A 16,344-nucleotide genomic window follows, 5' to 3' on the forward strand; every position below is an offset into this window, starting at 1 on the left:
CTAGCCACGAACTTCTTGGCTGCCGTCCATCTCGCCGCCATCGTTGCCTATTGGATCAATTGAGTCCGAGCCCTAGGTTAGTCGACAGCAGCGCGCGTCGTTGATGCATACTGCGCAATGTAAAAGTTAGCAAAACAAACTGGCGGCCGCACCGAGCTCCAGGTTGAGGGGGTCACGCTCGACTCGCAAGTTGAGATGCAGCAGGTTGAGAGCTACCTACCGCCGATTCCGATGGGTGCGCGTTCGACTTGGAAGCGAGAGTAAATCTCTCCAAGCAACCACAGCTCTTCAGGTGAAAATACATCAGGTCCGAGCATCTCAATTCATATGATTAGACTGATGCTGATGCGAATTGAAGAGGTTCACCCCCCGATCGCGATCGGCGGGTCGGCTTCTGCGGCCTGCCGGTCGAACTTCGATGGCTTGAGGTGCATGCGGCCCACCACTTCCAGTGGGGCTGAGTTCTTACGTGCCAATGTCCATTAGGAGAAGGTCTTTGCGGTCCGGATCCTCGCAGTTGAGGCGCTCAATGGAATACTCCATCGCGGCAGCGAGTTCGCCATTGGCGCCGCCGAACTGTTCGGGAAGCATGTTGCGGAAGCGGGGGTCCGGCTCATCGACGCGGACGGTGAATTTCAGCTTCTTGACGTGGTGGTACATGGACGGCCTCATGCTTGATGAATAGCGATGTGGCCCGGAACCACGTCGAACGCGCCGTTTGTTCCTGTCGCGGTATGGATGCCGAGGGTGCATACAGTCGCCGCAGCCGCGCGCGTTTAGGAACGTAGCTCCGCACCCGATGTTCTTGCCTTCAGCAACCAGCGGAGGAACAGATGACAAACGGCTCGCGACATATTCGTGGTCGGCTTGAGGAACGCGCACGCGATGGAGATCCAGGCGCGCGAACTGATGGAACGGCAATCCGAGCGCCTGGACGAGTACCCGGAGGTGAAGCAAAAGGTCGCCGCCCACCTTCAAGAGACAAACGAGCAGTTGAAGAGGCTGGAGCAATGTCTGGAAGCATGCGGTGAGAGCACCTCCACCCTCAAGGATACGGCGCAGTCGCTCGCGGCGAACACCATGGCGATGGCTCATTCGATGGCAGGTGATGAGATCCTGAAGAATACCTTCGCCAACAACGCTTTCGAGCATTTCGAGATCGCCGCCTACAAGTCGCTGCTGACCCTTTGCCCGGCGGCCGGCATGGACTCCGCCCGCGCTCCGCTCGAGGCCTCCTTGAACGAGGAGGAGCGTATGGCCGCCTGGATCGACGCCAATGTGGCGAAGGTCACGATGGATTACGTCGCGCACGAACAGGCGGCGTAAGTAGCGTCGGGAACGACCTTGGTGACGGGCGACGCGTTGCGAGGTACTTACCTTCCGATGGTGGAAGCGTTGGATTAGCGGCGCGTCGCGTCAACGCGAGGCGGAGGTTTCTGGTCAAAGATCCGGCCGACTAAACCGGATGGCGTGATGGCACCCATTGCCCGCAACACTGCACCGGGGACGGAGGTGGTCGCCGCGCCCTGACTTGGGGGCCAACGAGAAGGTCCTTGTGCCGCCGGCAGCCGTCGCTTGGCTTGCGGCGCCTGGACGCAAAGAGACCCTACCAGCGCGCCGGCAATCATGCTCTGCTCGTCACGGTCGCTGCCTCGTTGCTGCCCATGCCCAGAAACGGCTGTTCGAGCAAACCCGGCCCGACCGCAGGACGGTGATTGGCCACCTCCATGGCGTTCCATTCTCCGGAAAACGGGAGGGCGCGTTCCCTTCGGGCCGCGCGGCGCACATGGGAGCCGGCGGCCTTCGCCCCTGAAGGTCAGCGGTTTTGGCAATGTGACGGTGATGCCTGCCTCCTCGCAGCACGATCTGTTCGCCATCGTGGTAGCTGCCTGCACGCGCGCTTCAGATGCATGTGAAGGCGGCAAACGGACCCCATGACTTGACAAATGTTCTCTCCATCCATAAACCATCTATACGGATGGTGGTTGGATGGAGTTGCCCATGACAGACAACGTTCGCGAACTCCGGCCGAAGCCTTCGGACAGCGAAAAAATCACCATCAATCTTGGCTATGTCGATCTTGGTCAGGTCGACCTGATGGTGCAGGAGGGTTTCTATTCGAACCGCACCGATTTCATCCGCACGGCAATCCGCAACCAGTTGGAGCGGCATGCCGACATCCTGAAGAAGTCCGCCACCCGAAAAAGTTTGGATCTGGGTTTGAGGCACTTCAGCCGCGAAGTGCGGATTCCGATCGATGTCGCCCAGGATTCCGAGATGATCTCGCCCACCATTCCGATTTGAAGTCGCCCACCCGTTCCGAGATGATGTCGCCCACCATTCCGGGATGATGTCGCCCGGGTGACGAGACCTCTTCTGGCTCCCATAGGGTCAACCTTTCGGTTTTGCGAAGGGGGACCCTGGATGCCGACGGAGAGGCTTGCGATGCGCCGTGTGCGCGATGTGATCAGGATGAAGGCGGCTGGGCTGCCGAGCCGCGAGATTGCTCGGCGGATGGGCGCGGCGCCCTCGACAGTGCGGCTGACCATCCGGCGATTCGAGGCCGCAGGCCTGAGCTGGCCGTTGCCCGACGAACTCACGGACGCGGCCCTGGAGGCCCGCCTGTTCGCCAAGACCGGCAACGGTAACCGGCAGGGTCATCGCCGCATCGCCGAGCCCGACTGGGCGGCGGTGCACCGCGAGCTCAAGCGCAAGCATGTGACGCTGTCGATCCTGTGGGAGGAGTACATCGGCGCCGAGCCCGGCGGATACCGGTACTCGCGCTTCTGCGAGCTTTACCGCGCCTGGGAGGGACGCCTGTCGGTGACGATGCGCCAGGCGCACGCGGCCGGCGACAAGCTGTTCGTCGACTACGCGGGCGACGGCGTGCCGGTGGTGGTCGACCGCCTCACCGGCGAGCGGAGGACGGCGCAGATCTTCGTCGCCGTGCTCGGCGCCTCAAGCTTCACCTACGCGCAGGCGACGTGGACGCAGGGGCTCGCCGACTGGATCAGCGCCCATGTTGGCGCCTTCGCGGCGATCGGCGGCGTCCCGGCGCTCTTGGTGCCTGACAACACCAAAGTCGCAGTCATCAAGGCGAGCCTCTACGACCCGCAGATCAATCGCACCTATGCGGAGATGGCCGCGCATTACGGCACGGCCGTCTTGCCGGCGCGACCTCGCAAGCCGCGCGACAAGGCCAAGGTCGAGCAGGCCGTCCTCATCATCGAGCGCTGGCTGCTCGGCCGCCTGCGCCACCGCGTCTTCTACAGCCTCGCCGAGGTCAACGCAGCGATCGGCGAGTTGCTCACCAGGCTCAACGAGGAGCGGCCGATCCGGCGGCTCGGCGTGACGCGCCGCCGGCTGCTCGAGGAGATCGACCGGCCGGCGCTCAAGCCGTTGCCGGCGAGCCCCTACGTGCTCGCCGAGTGGCGGATCCGCCGCGTCAGCCTCGACTACCACGTCGAGGTGGAGAAGCATTATTACAGCGTTCCGCATCGCTTCGCGCGTGCCGAGGTCGAGGTGCGGTTCACCGCCCGCACCGTCGAGATCTTCCACAAGGGCGAGCGGATTGCCGCGCATCAGCGCATGAGTGGCAATCACAAGCACACCACCGTGCCGGAGCACATGGCCTCCAGCCATCGGCGCTACGCCGGCTGGACTATCGGGCGTATCCGTCAGGACGCCGCCGCGATCGGGCCGGCAACCAGCGCATTGTGCGACCTCATTCTCGACGAGCGCTCGCACCCCGAACAAGGCTTCCGCGCCTGCCTCGGCATCCTCAGGCTCGCCGCCTCCTATGGGCGCGAACGGCTGGACGCGGCGGCTGCGCGGGCGATCGACATCGGCGCGCGCACCTATGGCTCGGTCAAGTCGATCCTCGCCAACAATCTCGATCGGCGTCCCGCTCACCAGCGCTCCGCGGACGATGCGCCGATCCTGCATGCCAACATCCGCGGACCGCGCTACTACAATTAGGAGACCGTCCCTTGCTCACCCATCCGACCCTCGACCGCCTCAACGCCCTCGGCCTCCACGGCATGGCCAAGGCCTTCGCCGACATTGAAGCCGCCGGTGAGGCTGGCAGCCTCAGTCACGCCGAATGGCTTGCTCTGCTGCTCGAACGTGAAGCCTCGCTGCGGCACGACAAACGGCTCGCCACTCGCCTGCGCTACGCCAAGCTGCGCCAGCAGGCATGCGTCGAGGACATCGACTATCGCACCCCGCGCGGTCTCGACCGCCCGCTGTTCGCCAAGCTTGTCGAGGGCCGTTGGATCGACGACCACGTCAATCTCCTGATCTGCGGCCCGGCAGGCGTCGGCAAGAGTTGGCTCGCCTCGGCGCTCGGCCACAAGGCCTGTCGCGACAATCGCTCCGTGCTCTATCAGCGCGTCCCGCGCCTGTTCGACGATCTGGCGCTCGCCCGCGGCGACGGTCGTCACCCACGCCTGTTGCGCAGCCTTGGCCGTGTCGATCTGCTGATCCTCGATGATTGGGGGCTCGAGCCGCTCGATGCCGGCGCCCGTCACGACCTCCTGGAAATCCTCGAAGATCGCTACGGTCATCGCTCCACCATCGTCACCAGCCAGCTCCCCGTGGACCAGTGGCATCTGCTCATTGGAGATCCCACCTATGCCGACGCCGTGCTCGATCGCCTCGTCCACAATGCCCATCGGCTCGACCTCACCGGTGAGAGCCTGCGCCGAACCCGGCAATCCGCCCGAAAGACCTGAGCGCTGTGGACATGCCGCTGCGCTTGGACAACGCAATCGCGTTGCCCACATGCCCACAGCAACCGCAGAAGAAAAAAGGTTGAAGTCGCGATTCCAGATTGACCGCGCGGCTTGACCGATGCCAGAGAACCAGCCGGCCAGAACGCCTCGCCGCTGGGCGAGATCAAAGCGGAAAGGTGGGCGACATCGTCTCGGAATCCACGGGCGACTTCATATCGGTACGCCTGGGCGACTTCGTCGGAATCCGCAGCGAAGATCTCGAAGCGGCGCGGCAAGCCCGCGAAATGCTCCACATCAACGTCTTGGGCCTTGCTAGCATCGCTCAAGATGTCACGCCCGAGCTTGCTCGCGCCGCGATTGCGTCGGTCTACGTCCTGGGCGCTTTGCAGGCCAGTCCGGCGGTCAAGGCCGCCCTCGCCGATAGAACGCGGTGAACACGATGCTGAGACAGGACATGATTGGAGAAGCCACGCGCCTGACGCGCGCTGGTCGGCTCGTCGAGGCTACCGCACTGCTGCAACGCATGCTGCGCGGCGGAGGTGCGCCAGGCCCGAATTCGCGCAATGCCCAGCCCACCCTTGAAGAGCCGACAATCATCGACGGGCAGGCCAATGTTATCGAGGAGAACAACGGGCCGGACGTGACGCCGGCGCAAGCCCACATGCTCGGCGAGTTGCTTGACCGCGCAACGCAGCGCGGTGGGTTTGCATTGCGGGGTGTAACTGCGCGCAAGCCGCCCTCGCCGGCAGATGTCGTGCCTGACGGCACACGATTCATCGAAGGTAGCTACAGCAATCCAGCGGGAAGTCGTGCCTACAAGCTCTTCATCCCGAGCCGCCATAAGGACCAACCCCTTCCCTTGATCGTGATGCTGCACGGCTGCACCCAATCCCCGGACGATTTCGCCGCTGGTACGAGGATGAACTTCATCGCTGAGCAAAAATCCTGCTTTGTGGTCTATCCGGCGCAGCGCAGCGAGGCAAACCGCGCGAAATGCTGGAATTGGTTTCGCGCAGCCGACCAGCAGCGGGGCAGGGGTGAACCCTCGATCATTGCGGGGATCACTCGTCAGGTCATGCGCGATTTTCCGGTTGATAAGGATCGTGTCTATGTCAGTGGACTATCGGCTGGAGCTGCCGCTGCTGCTGTCATGGGTAACACCTATAAAGATCTGTACGCAGCGATTGGCGTACATTCTGGACTTGCTTGCGGCGCCGCCACTGACCTTCCTTCTGCGTTGGTCGCCATGCGACAAGGCGGGGGATCCAATCGCTGGGCTGTTGTTGGTGACGGGCCGCCTGTCCCAACCATTGTTTTTCACGGCGATCACGACACAATCGTTCATCCCAACAACGGTGATCAAATTCTTGAGCAGTCTGTACGAGCCATGCGGCTGCAAAAGAAAATTGACCGCGGCCAGGTACCTGGAGGCCATGCCTACACCTGCACAATCCTCAGCGACGCGAGCGGGCGCGGAATATTGGAGCACTGGAATATCCACGGCGCAGGACACTCATGGTCCGGAGGCAGCCCTGCTGGCTCCTACACTGATCCGAAAGGACCGGACGCAACGAGGGAAATGATGCGTTTTTTCCTCGGGCATTCGCTCGCGCAGCGATCAGGGTAGCGGCCGTCCGCTCATGGGCCCGATGGCGAAGTTCGGTTTGGCTCAGATATGGTCTTTTGATCGGGGCACACCGGAACTGACACGGCGCCGTTCAAACCGGCGCTTTTGACCCGTTGCGGAAGTCACGCCTAGATAGCCTTCTTCCGCTGGGTGACCAGGTATCGCGGCAGCTGCTGCATGCCGAGACCGGCAAGAACGGGGAGCGCCACGAACTCCGGCAGCAGACAAAGTGCGCAGAGCCACGGGTTCACTTGCTTGCGCGGTCGGACCGTCAGGCCATTGACGATGAGCGGTGCTGAAGCAATTTGATCGTCGGTGAGCGACTTCGGTACGTCTCGCACCGGTGGTTCAGGGCTGAGCATAACTTCAACTTACCACGGGCCTTTCAGCGGTTCACGACTTCACGATCCAATGCTCGGATGGCCTTCAGGGACGATTAACCAAAATGCTGACGGTGACTGCTGTTGGCCCGAATGCGAAGTCTAAGCGGGCAGCCAAATAGTTTGCTTATCGGGTGTGACCGGAAACGGCGATACGCCCGCGAGCAATAGCGTCTGAGCTCACGGCCGGTTGCTTAAGGGCGTCCGACGAGCAATGGCAGCACGTCTGCACCGCCATAAGCCGATTCGACGGCTCGAAATGTTCCCGCATTTCTCGCTTCCGGACGAGTGAACGCGCATCGAGAAATGCGGTCCGCAAGTTCGACGCCGCAGACCGGGAAAGGGGTCACGGCGCGCCTCGCACGTAGCGAAAGCCCCGAAGCCCACCAGCGAACTCCCCGATTCGGAAGAATTTCTTGGATGAACCAAGCGTTTGCCGATCGACAGCAGCAGAGCCTCGGTCCCAGCTCGTTTTTCGATCCTGAAAAACCTCCAGGCTGGGACCGATGTGGTCTACAGCGGCGAAAGCCGTTCCATCAATACCAGCCCATCTTGAAACAGAGGCCACACCAACCAGCGAGCGCGATTATAGCGGCGATGTTGATGTACTTCTGCACGGTCTGCATCACTTGTCGTAGTCAAAGGCTCGGCCACACGAGCTTTCTAAGCCGACCAACGATCTTGCTCTTCCTGATAGGCTTGCTCGTTGAGCCGCTCAGCGATCTCCCCCGCAAGCTGTTCCGTCTCGGCAGAGGCGACCGGCTCGCCTTTTTGGTTCTTGAGCTTTTCCCTGTGCACTTCGATTGGGAAATCGTCCGGTGTCAGTGGGGGATCTTTGTTCATGGCGACCTCAGGGGGTTGTTTGGTGCTGTAACCCAGCCGATCGTTGATAGTTGCTCGCGAGCGGCGCCTGGAAGATCGGCGGCGAAATCCTCCATGAGCCGCCGCGCCTCTTCGAGCCGGGACGGTCTTGGCTCTCTTACCTCGCTCTGCTTCACGGCCTCGACAATGGTCCGACTGAGCACCCCTTTGATTCAATCAAGGACAGTCCCTAGCAGTTCGCCTGCGTCGTCCGAATCCGTGAGCGCCCAACAGCCCTTGCGCGCGAGCTACGGCTGGCTCCAACACCGATGTCGCGAAGCGAGGCAGGCCGTCACCCTAGAGCCCGACGCGCGGAGGGCAGGCTTTCGCCGCGACCAAGGTGAGCAATCTTCACGCCCCCGCCTTTCGGATAGACTTGTGGTCACGTCACCGGTCGTGCTGTTTCCTTCACCGCCTGGGCTGTTGTCGCCATGCCGGCGGCATAGGCGGCTCCTGCGCCGAGGAGAAGCGAACAGAAACTTGCAAACATCACATACGCGAAGTGTTTGCGAGCTGCATCGATCTGGGCCGCCGTCGCAGGTCGGCCCGTTGCACCGACAGTGTCCCGTCCCGTGTTGTTGGACCAATAGGCGACGCGCGCGCTGGCTGTATATGACGGACCGACCAGGTTGCTAGCGATGCTGGTCGCGGACGCCGGCATCATCGCTGCCGCACCAACCACGACGACGGTCGCGACCGCCCAAGCGGCAAGTGCGTGGCCGACGCGGCCGAGCCCGGTCTGGTCCGGCGAATTGGCTGCGGCAACCGCACCGCCAAGAAACGCGGCGATGATTCCCGACACTGCCCACCACACGAAAGCGGCCCAGCTGGCGCCAGCAGGCGCCGACGAGGCCGTGGGAATGTCGATGGCGAGCAGACCGACGCCCAGACCGAGCATCGTCAGCAAGATCTGGACGACCAATGACGTAAATACTCCGGCCAGTACGGCCGACCAGGTCCAACCAAAAAAGGGGTTGGCTATTGTACGTGCGGCCATAGCGAGTTCCTCCACGAACTTTGTTTCGTGTTCCAACGCTCCCTCGGATTTTCCGTTCCTGGGACAGGAACTCCGGAGGCATTCGCGTTTTGGTTCGCACAAGGTAGAAGAAGGCCGGATACCATGACACTTGGTAGAGGTGCCCTATTGTGGCTGTTCGGTATTCCCCTCCCTGTCATCCTGCTGCTTGCGCTGTTCTGGCGTTAGCTTGCGGATCGGAGAGAAGGGCGCAGCCTTAGCTGAGCCAGCGAACGTGCATACAGTGCGTCCGCTCCTTGGCCGTCGCGTCCTCATTCGACGCCGGCTTGCGCAGTCCCGTCACAGTCAAGACGCCGGCCACCTCCGGCCTTTCCCAGCTCATTATTGCCTGCGCTGATATCTTTGCAGGGTCTTTGATCCCGCTTTTGAGCGATTTTGATGATTGTCTTCGCCACCAATTCCGTGAGCGGATCGTCGCGATCCTTCACACAAAGGGTGCGCGACGTTTACTTGTATCTTTGTAATACAGGCAATCTGCTTGGCGCCATACTGTCGGTTTGCAAATGCAAGCAGATGGTCATGTCTCGCCGTCCAGCACGCCTATGAGGTCGCGCAATACCATGGAACCGGAGCTTAGCGGGAACTGGCCGTCATTCGTTCTCCTAACACCGTGACCCCCGCGCGGCAGGTCAAGGTATTTGGTCCCATGAGAACAGAACAAGTCCGAAAAAGCCTAATCCACTTTTAGAAATCAGTGGGAGCTTCCAACCATGCAGGACCATCAACTGGCGTGCTGGCACATTGCCCCGGGCTGCCGAAATGAGCCAAGGACTTATCTGCGCGACTGAGCCAAGCTGTCTTGCAACGCCTTCTTGTCAAGCGGCACGCGATACAGCGTGACGCTGACGACACCTCCCGCCTCCTCAACAATTGCGTATTCCGCATGAGCGAGGATAGTTGGACGTGCCGCTGCAACATACTCCTTGAAGGGCATGCCAACGCTGCCCACGTTCAGTACAAGGCTACCTCGGTGCTGTCGCAGCATCTGTAGATGGGTGTGGCCGCCAGCCATTACTGGCGCCTGTCGCTCTTCAAAAAGCGTGTCCAATTGCTCGGAAGGGGTAGTCGCAAGAATGTCCTCAACGTTAGAGCGGGGTGAGCCATGGTAGAGCAGCATCGAACCCAAACCGAGCGGAAGCTCGGCAGTGGGCTTGAACGATGCGAAATAATCAAAACTGTCCCTCGTCAGCTGTTCCCTGCACCAGTTGATGGCATCGATGACGGGCACAGCTTGGGTATATGCCCTCATTAGCTTGGGCTCCAACAGGAGGGCGTCATGATTGCCCATGATGCATAGGCAATTCGACTCGACGCGGAGCTCAACAGCTCTTTGGGGGGATGGTCCAAACGTGGCTACGTCGCCCAGGCAAACAATATGATCGACGCCGTGCCTCCTTATATCGGCAAGCACCGCGCGAAGAGCCACGTCGTTACCGTGAATATCCGAGAGTAGAGCGACCGGCATTATGTCCTTGGCAGCCAAGGGGACGGTTTGGAGAGGCTTGGTAAGTATATCAACCAGTGCGGGAGGCTCAAACTCGCCACAGCTTCCAGACGGGCAATAGGAACCAAGACGACCGGTACGCAATTGGGATGCAATTCTCCATGCAGGCGCTTCCCGATGCTGTAAGCGTCGATTCCTGGAGCGCGTTCATGAACCTATCAAAGAACTCCAAGGGAGGCGCCAATGTCTGACGTCGTAGCAACGTCGCCCATGCAGTATCTTGACAGAGCGACCCGAGCTTTGCAGGGAATCGGTATTGCCCCGCCCCAGGCCATGGAGGCTCCAATTGCCGGGTTGCTGGAGAAAATCACCGCTCTCGATGAAGATCGAATCGTCATCATCGCTCGCACTCTCGGCCAGACCAGCGTCTTCAACGAGGTCGTCCGCGAGCAAGTTCAGGCGATGGAGATCGGCGAACGTTACCGTCAGATCACCGAATCCTTCAACTCCATTCGCGACGACACCAAGAAAATGGTCGACCAGCTGGAAGACCAGAAGATCGATCTTTTCGAGCGCATCAACAACGTTTGGATGAAGCTGTCTCGCGGTGATGTCGCCGACCGCTTTGATGAGATCAGGCAGGTTTATCTTGACGTCACACGCTCAACGAAGGACCAGATCCAGCGTGAGCAGGTCATCCTCGACGCTTATCGCGACTTCCGCGGCGCCCTCAAGCACGCTGAGGTCATGGCGCTTGAGGTGCTCAGGATCGCCGAGCAAAGGCTGGAAGGCGCCCAGGCCCAGTTGCAGAAGGCGTCTGATGCAGTGGCCAACTTTACAGGACAGGAGGTATCCGAACGTGCACGGCTCGAGCTCGCCCGAGACGAGCAACTCCGGCGCACCCAGGACGAGGAGAAACGTTACCAGATCGCCAAGGACCTCTCGGACAACCTGACGATTGGCTACAACACGTCTGAGGTCGTCATGGCGCGGCTCATGCAGATGACCAACGCCAAGGAGCGCGTCTACGCCCAAGCGGTGACCTTCTTCTCGACCAACGATTCCGTCTTCACGGCTCTGAAAGCCTCTTTCACGGGCATGTTCGGCCTCAATGAGTCGACACAGACCCTGAATGAAATGAAAGAGGGCGTGTCCCGCAGCCTCGAAGTGCTCGCCGAAATTGGCGATCAGGTCGGAGAAGCCGCCGTGAGAGCAGGCTACGGACCGACGATCCGTGCCGATGCGGTCAAGAAGCTCGTAGACTCCGTGATCACGTTCCAGGAGCGCTCCCAGGAGATCATTGGAGAAATGCGACAACTTGCGACACGGAACTCGGCCGAAATCCGTGACGCCGTCGAAGAAGGCAAGCGCCGCATCGCACGTCTCGTAGCGGAAGGACAGGCATTGCCGGCCAATGGCTGATCAAGCTGCATCGATCGGGCAGGAGGCCTTGAAGGCTCCGTCGAGTCTCAATGACGTCATGTTCGCGATGGACGTCGTCGATACGCTGCGCCACCAGGAGAATCTCGTCAGTCGAGAGCTGGGCGAAGAGCAGCGGGACGCCCATCTCATGAAGCGATTGCGCGAGATCTATCATGGGCAGGGCATCGAAGTGCCTGACCGGATCCTGGTCGAGGGGGTGCAGGCCCTCAAGGAACAGCGCTTCGTCTACACTCCGCCTCCTGCCAGCTTCGCCCGCACGATCGCGCACGCCTGGGTCAATCGTGGTCGCATCGGGCGCCGTATACTGTCTTTGGTGGCGCTGCTGGCGGTCGGTTGGGGCGCCTACCATTTCGGCGTAGTCGAGCCGGCACAACGACGGGCAGCGCAGGAGCAGGCCGAGGCGGAGCGTACCAGGATCGATCTGGTCGAGAGGCTCCCGGCCGCCCTGGAGCAGAAGCATGAGGATGTGCTGCGGGAAGCGAAGGTGGCAGCGGCGCGGGAGAGGGCCGACGGGCTTCTTGCGGATGGAAAAGCCGCCATCGCCCGCGGCTATGCCGACGGAGCACGGAAGGCTGTGAACGATCTCGACATACTACGCACGGAGCTGCGCCGGGAATATGTCCTGCGTATCGTCTCGCGACCAGGCGATGCGACGGGCGTCTGGCGCGTACCGCAACGCAATCCGGCCAGCCGCAACTATTATTTGATCGTTGAACCGGTCACGCCTGACGGGCGCGTTCTAAAGCTACCGGTGACGAGCGAAGAGGACGGCCGCACCGTCGAGGTCTCAAAGTGGGGCGTGCGTGTGAGCGAGGCAACGGCCATGCAGGTGCAGCGAGACAAGAACGACGACGGAATCGTGCAGCAGAATAATCTCGGCGAGAAGCGGCGCGGCCAGCTAGACGTGGAATACAAGTTGCCGGTTCTCGGCGGGGCAATCACGCAATGGTAAGGCCATGATATCCGGAAGGCAGGCGCTTGCCGAGATCGAACAGTTCATCCAGAAGGCTCGCCAGCAGGAGGCGCAAGTCGAGCGGGCCTATGCGAGGGCGACTGAGGAGGTGGGTCGCCTCCGCCTCCAGCTCACGGAAGCGTTCCGCGAACTCGCACGTCTAAAGCTCGACGCAATCAGGCAGAACCAAGTCGTCGGCGAGCTGGATGTAGCGGAGCGTCAGGCCATCAGCCTGCTCGAGAGCCGTCAGCAAGCCTTGCAGCGATTGACCGAGCGACGGCACGAAGCCGAGCAACGGGTGCGGCAAGCGGAGGCCGAGCGGCAGGCTGCCTTGGATGATCTGCAGCGGGCCTTGGCCAACGCGGAAACGATTCGTAAGAGCGTCGAAGCCAAGATCAGCCTCAACCCCGAATGGATTTCTGTGCGGGCGCGAGTTGACGAGATCACCGGACAAGCCCAGCAAGCCGAGAAGAAGGCCATACAGGCGGAAGCCGACCGGGAGGAAAAGCGCCGTCCTTACGAAGCCGATCGGCTGTTCATGTACCTGTGGAGCCGGAAGTTCGGAACCGCCGCCTACCGGGCAAACCCGTTCACCCGCTACATGGATCGCCTGGTGGCCAGCGTAGTCCGGTATGACAAGGCGCGGGTCAACTACTCTCTTCTTAACGAAATCCCCGAGCGCCTACGCGACCACTCCAGGAGGATTATCGAGAAGCTGCAAGAGGAACGATCCAACCTGAAGGCCTTGGAGCGCAAGGCGCTCGTGGACGCTGGCTCCGAGGCTGCTGAAGCTGAAGTCGCCAAGGCGCGGGATGCGGTAACACACCGCGAGCGCCAGCTTGAACAGGCGCGCGAGGCCCTGGCTGCTCAAGACCGCACCTATGACGCATCGATCCTCGAGGGGGACGCTCCCTACCGTGATGCGGTCGAGCTGCTGGCAGTCGCCGACCAGCGCGAAGATCTGCACGAACTCTACGAGGAGGCCACTCGCACGCCGACGCCCAAGGACGAGGAGATTGTCAGGCGGATTCAGTCTACGGACGCAGCAATGAACCTGGCGCTACGACAGGCAGTAGAGACCCATAAGAGGCTCAAGGAGCTTGCTCAGCGCCGCGCGACCGTCGAACACGAATGGGCGCAACTCCGGCATCAAGGCTACGACACGCCTTACGGCACTTTCGGCAACGAGGCATCACTCGGAAACGTCCTTGGAGGTATTTTGACCGGCGCTGTTGGAGGTGCGATACTGGGGCAGGTTCTACGTGATGGCTTCCACCATGGGCCCAGCCCATGGGACTCGGGCTTTGGCGGAGGGCTGCCGATCCCGCCGCCGGATGGTTTCGGGACCGGAGGATCCTTTGGGGGCGGAGACTTCAGGACGGGTGGATCATTCTGATTTCACCATGCAGGCTAGTATCCCGTATCGCTGGCATGGAGCCGCTACGTGGAACCGATGTGAGCGTTGCAGTAGGTCGCCGCCGAGACGCCAGTAGACTGCAGAATGCGCATCTTGTCTCTCTAAGCGGAGCCCGACCGGGCATGGCCGGCGAGAAACCAGTCCGCATGGACCCTTTCCCGGGCACTTCAATGCTGGCGAGCGAAGCGCGCTTAAACACCTCTAGGAGGATGGCCGACAGACTCCCCGGATTGCCCCCCATTTGATTTCCGCTTCTGGGCCCTTTGCGGCCGTGCTCGCGCGTTTCGTCGGCGTCCCCTCCTTGCGGCTAAGCGGACCTAGCCTTTCCCTACGCGGCGAACAGGTCTGAGCCCGGAGCCAGCCTTGGTCATCTGGGTGAACGTCCCGCTCTCGTGCAGCTCCAACTCACGAGCACTCTTTCGCAAATGCGATGCCGGAGCGAAACTCCTCGCCCGTGCCGCCCATCTTCCCATCTTGATGAAGGTCGTGTTGATCAGCTCGATGAAGATACAGCCGTCCTGCACGGGCTCGATGCCGGCGGCGATCTCCACCACCTTTCGAACCGCGGCCTCGGAGGTGCCGACGGAGAGGGTCATGTAGCAATGACGGGCACCTAGGCTGCGAGATCGAACGTCGCAATCAGAGCACGGACCTCACCCGCCAATTGGCGATAGTGCTCGCTCGCTCGCAAATAAAAACCCCGATTGCTCTCATTTGCCCTCTTGGCAATCAATTCGCATTCAGCAGCAAGGCTCTCATAACGCTCTAACTTGGCTTGAAAATCCCTCATCCGAGCCACCCAACTCTTTACAAAGGGAGCCGACGTTATTCGCCAATTTTTGGTGCGGCAAGAGGGTTGGACCATGTTGCATTGCGAATTCGAATGCTCTGCCCGCCGCTCGGAACGATCGCCGCGCCGGTTACGCGGGCCAGCATCATTCTGCCGCGTGCATGCCTTGCTCTGTGCCTCATAACAAAACCCGCGCTTCACGAGCCAGCCGCCCTCGACCATTCTCTGTGCCAACGGCACGGAGCACACGGGCTGATTGCCGCCGTGATGATAAAGGACCGTCATTGCGCTCGACAAGAAAGCCGTAAACGCGCGCGAGCCGCAAGGGCTTGAGCATTCCGGGGAATAGAACGACTGGCTCCTCCTTCATGCCTCAGGCAAGTGGCTGGACGGGCAGTCGTTCCCGAACTCCTCGTATAACGGCTCTGCCTATCTCGACCCCCGCCGCTAAAGGCGCACGGGAGCATCTCCGCAAACCGGCGAACGTTAGTGCAACACACGAGCGGCTTCTGCTAGCCGGACCTTCTCTCGTAAATCCTCCAGTTCCTGAAGCATTTTCAGCAGATCCGGCAGGACGGTTGCCCGCTTCAAAATTCGGGTCGTTTGTCCCATCGCTACACGCCTCCATGGCTCGCCAACGGCGAGCCACATCAAGACGCACGCACGCAAATTTTTCCCTGCAGGCGGAATTGCATTTTTAACAAATTAGCTAAGCGGCGTGGTGCCTTGCCGGTTATCTCATACGAGTTTACGATGCAACCTATTTTAGCAATTTGTATTTGGAGCTACCGATTGGGAACAAGCATAGAATCGATCGTTTCGGCTTATGTGCGTCTGAAGAACCGGGTGGCCTTGGAGAATATGCGAGACCTTCGGCGCCAATTGCTCGAACAGCTACAGTCCACATCAGGTATTAACCCGACCGGCTCTCGAGACGCTCTACTTGAGGATCTCCGAGTGATCGAGGATGGACTCGAGCAGCTCCAGCCGAGGCAGTGACAAGCAGCCGGCCATGCTAAGGGCCTGAAAGCGAGGAGGCCGGTCACACACGCACCATTGCGACGACGATGGCGGAGTGGTTCTCTCTTAGCCGGTCACAATCATCCGCTAACCATTGCGCCAGCTTAAGTCGCTTCTTTTGATACCCCTGCGATTGCTGCCTCCGCTCTTGGCCTAGCGGCCGGTTGGCCACCGGTCTGCCTCTAGCTGAGATGACCGGCCCCGCGCGCAATTCTCCCCTCCGACGGACGACTACCGGGTCGGTACCATCGGATTGGCCCGGGGAAGGGATTGGCGATGCTCAAGGCGCGTTCCTCGTCGGTCTCAAGAGCGATCTTTTGTGCGAGCATGACATCGCCCTCGACCAAGCCGCCCACCGGGACGAAGCACAATCCGATGCCGAGCCGCCCGTATTCGTCGAGCTCGTTGACGTTGCCGGACGTGCCCCGCCGGATGCGGTACCGCTTCCCGGTATCGCACCCCACGACGTCGAAGTACCCCTTCCTCTCGAACTCGAGCCTTTGCTGGAGGGAAAGCCAGGAACGCAGCAGTCGCAGCGCTCGACCGTGAACCGTTTTCTCCTCCTTTGCTACTTGATAAAGCCTACCAATAGCCAGACTCCGTAGCGTCCAAGTGCCGATGCGACCGAACCTCCTCTTCAC

General features: G+C 61.0%; 14 protein-coding genes and 3 pseudogenes. 9 read left to right on the plus strand and 8 right to left on the minus strand.

The genetic code is table 11. From position 1 onward, the window contains the following. Window positions 1–365: 365 nt before the first annotated feature. Window positions 366–660: pseudogene (locus ACM43_RS12265) on the minus strand (manganese catalase family protein); the annotation flags it as partial. A 192-nt stretch (window positions 661–852) separates the two neighbouring features. Here ACM43_RS12265 and ACM43_RS12270 point away from each other — a divergent pair. From ACM43_RS12270 to ACM43_RS12295, 6 genes and pseudogenes are all read left to right on the plus strand, one after another. Beyond that, window positions 853–1,326, plus strand: coding sequence for a ferritin-like domain-containing protein (locus ACM43_RS12270; RefSeq protein ID WP_036032446.1), 474 nt, complete (start codon window positions 853–855; stop codon window positions 1,324–1,326). A gap of 675 nt (window positions 1,327–2,001) precedes the next feature. Continuing rightward, window positions 2,002–2,241 (plus strand): annotated as a pseudogene (locus ACM43_RS12275) (CopG family transcriptional regulator); the annotation flags it as partial. A 204-nt stretch (window positions 2,242–2,445) separates the two neighbouring features. After that, window positions 2,446–3,978 (plus strand): IS21 family transposase, encoded by a 1,533-nt coding sequence (gene istA / locus ACM43_RS12280; protein ID WP_083780767.1) that lies wholly within the window; start codon window positions 2,446–2,448, stop codon window positions 3,976–3,978. A gap of 11 nt (window positions 3,979–3,989) precedes the next feature. Further along, window positions 3,990–4,733 (plus strand): IS21-like element helper ATPase IstB, encoded by a 744-nt coding sequence (istB, locus tag ACM43_RS12285; protein ID WP_158671197.1) that lies wholly within the window; start codon window positions 3,990–3,992, stop codon window positions 4,731–4,733. 158 nt (window positions 4,734–4,891) lie between these two features. Beyond that, a pseudogene (locus ACM43_RS12290) lies at window positions 4,892–5,167 on the plus strand (CopG family transcriptional regulator); the annotation flags it as partial. Window positions 5,168–5,172: 5 nt separating this feature from the next. Continuing rightward, window positions 5,173–6,360 carry an extracellular catalytic domain type 1 short-chain-length polyhydroxyalkanoate depolymerase gene (locus ACM43_RS12295; RefSeq protein ID WP_271540317.1) on the plus strand — a complete coding sequence of 396 codons (1,188 nt, stop codon included), beginning with the start codon at window positions 5,173–5,175 and terminating at the stop codon, window positions 6,358–6,360. Between the two features lie 128 nt (window positions 6,361–6,488). Here ACM43_RS12295 and ACM43_RS12300 read toward each other — a convergent pair whose 3' ends face one another. The 4 genes from ACM43_RS12300 to ACM43_RS12315 all read right to left on the minus strand — a co-directional run bounded on the left by ACM43_RS12300 (window position 6,489) and on the right by ACM43_RS12315 (window position 10,102). Further along, window positions 6,489–6,722, minus strand: coding sequence for a hypothetical protein (locus ACM43_RS12300; protein ID WP_036031731.1), 234 nt, complete (start codon window positions 6,720–6,722; stop codon window positions 6,489–6,491). 681 nt (window positions 6,723–7,403) lie between these two features. Continuing rightward, window positions 7,404–7,583: a hypothetical protein gene (locus ACM43_RS12305; RefSeq protein ID WP_036031726.1), complete on the minus strand. Its 180-nt coding sequence runs from the start codon at window positions 7,581–7,583 to the stop codon at window positions 7,404–7,406. Window positions 7,584–7,983: 400 nt separating this feature from the next. Beyond that, the gene (locus ACM43_RS12310; protein WP_157786082.1) at window positions 7,984–8,598 is read right to left on the minus strand and encodes a hypothetical protein; all 615 of its coding nucleotides are present in this window, start codon (window positions 8,596–8,598) and stop codon (window positions 7,984–7,986) included. Between the two features lie 811 nt (window positions 8,599–9,409). Continuing rightward, window positions 9,410–10,102 carry a metallophosphoesterase family protein gene (locus ACM43_RS12315; RefSeq protein ID WP_063822494.1) on the minus strand — a complete coding sequence of 231 codons (693 nt, stop codon included), beginning with the start codon at window positions 10,100–10,102 and terminating at the stop codon, window positions 9,410–9,412. Between the two features lie 222 nt (window positions 10,103–10,324). On the opposite strand from ACM43_RS12315, the gene ACM43_RS12320 reads away from it, so the two are divergent. From ACM43_RS12320 to ACM43_RS12330, 3 genes are read left to right on the plus strand one after another with little or no spacing between them, the layout of a single operon-like run. Further along, window positions 10,325–11,503: a hypothetical protein gene (locus ACM43_RS12320; protein ID WP_036031725.1), complete on the plus strand. Its 1,179-nt coding sequence runs from the start codon at window positions 10,325–10,327 to the stop codon at window positions 11,501–11,503. Next, window positions 11,496–12,476, plus strand: a complete 981-nt coding sequence (locus ACM43_RS12325) for a DUF6384 family protein (protein ID WP_036031724.1) — start codon at window positions 11,496–11,498, stop codon at window positions 12,474–12,476. The genes ACM43_RS12320 and ACM43_RS12325 overlap by 8 nt, the downstream gene beginning before the upstream one ends. Window positions 12,477–12,480: 4 nt before the next feature. Then, window positions 12,481–13,872, plus strand: a complete 1,392-nt coding sequence (locus ACM43_RS12330) for a hypothetical protein (protein WP_036031723.1) — start codon at window positions 12,481–12,483, stop codon at window positions 13,870–13,872. 338 nt (window positions 13,873–14,210) lie between these two features. Here ACM43_RS12330 and ACM43_RS12335 read toward each other — a convergent pair whose 3' ends face one another. From ACM43_RS12335 to ACM43_RS12345, 3 genes are all read right to left on the minus strand, one after another. After that, window positions 14,211–14,489 carry a hypothetical protein gene (locus ACM43_RS12335; protein ID WP_036031721.1) on the minus strand — a complete coding sequence of 93 codons (279 nt, stop codon included), beginning with the start codon at window positions 14,487–14,489 and terminating at the stop codon, window positions 14,211–14,213. A 17-nt stretch (window positions 14,490–14,506) separates the two neighbouring features. After that, window positions 14,507–14,968, minus strand: coding sequence for a hypothetical protein (locus tag ACM43_RS12340; RefSeq protein WP_271540325.1), 462 nt, complete (start codon window positions 14,966–14,968; stop codon window positions 14,507–14,509). A 917-nt stretch (window positions 14,969–15,885) separates the two neighbouring features. Continuing rightward, complete coding sequence (locus tag ACM43_RS12345; RefSeq protein ID WP_050996278.1) at window positions 15,886–16,344, minus strand: hypothetical protein; 459 nt, start codon at window positions 16,342–16,344, stop codon at window positions 15,886–15,888.

Source organism: Bradyrhizobium sp. CCBAU 45321, assembly GCF_028128975.1.
GTDB classification, from domain to species: Bacteria; Pseudomonadota; Alphaproteobacteria; order Rhizobiales; family Xanthobacteraceae; genus Bradyrhizobium; species Bradyrhizobium yuanmingense.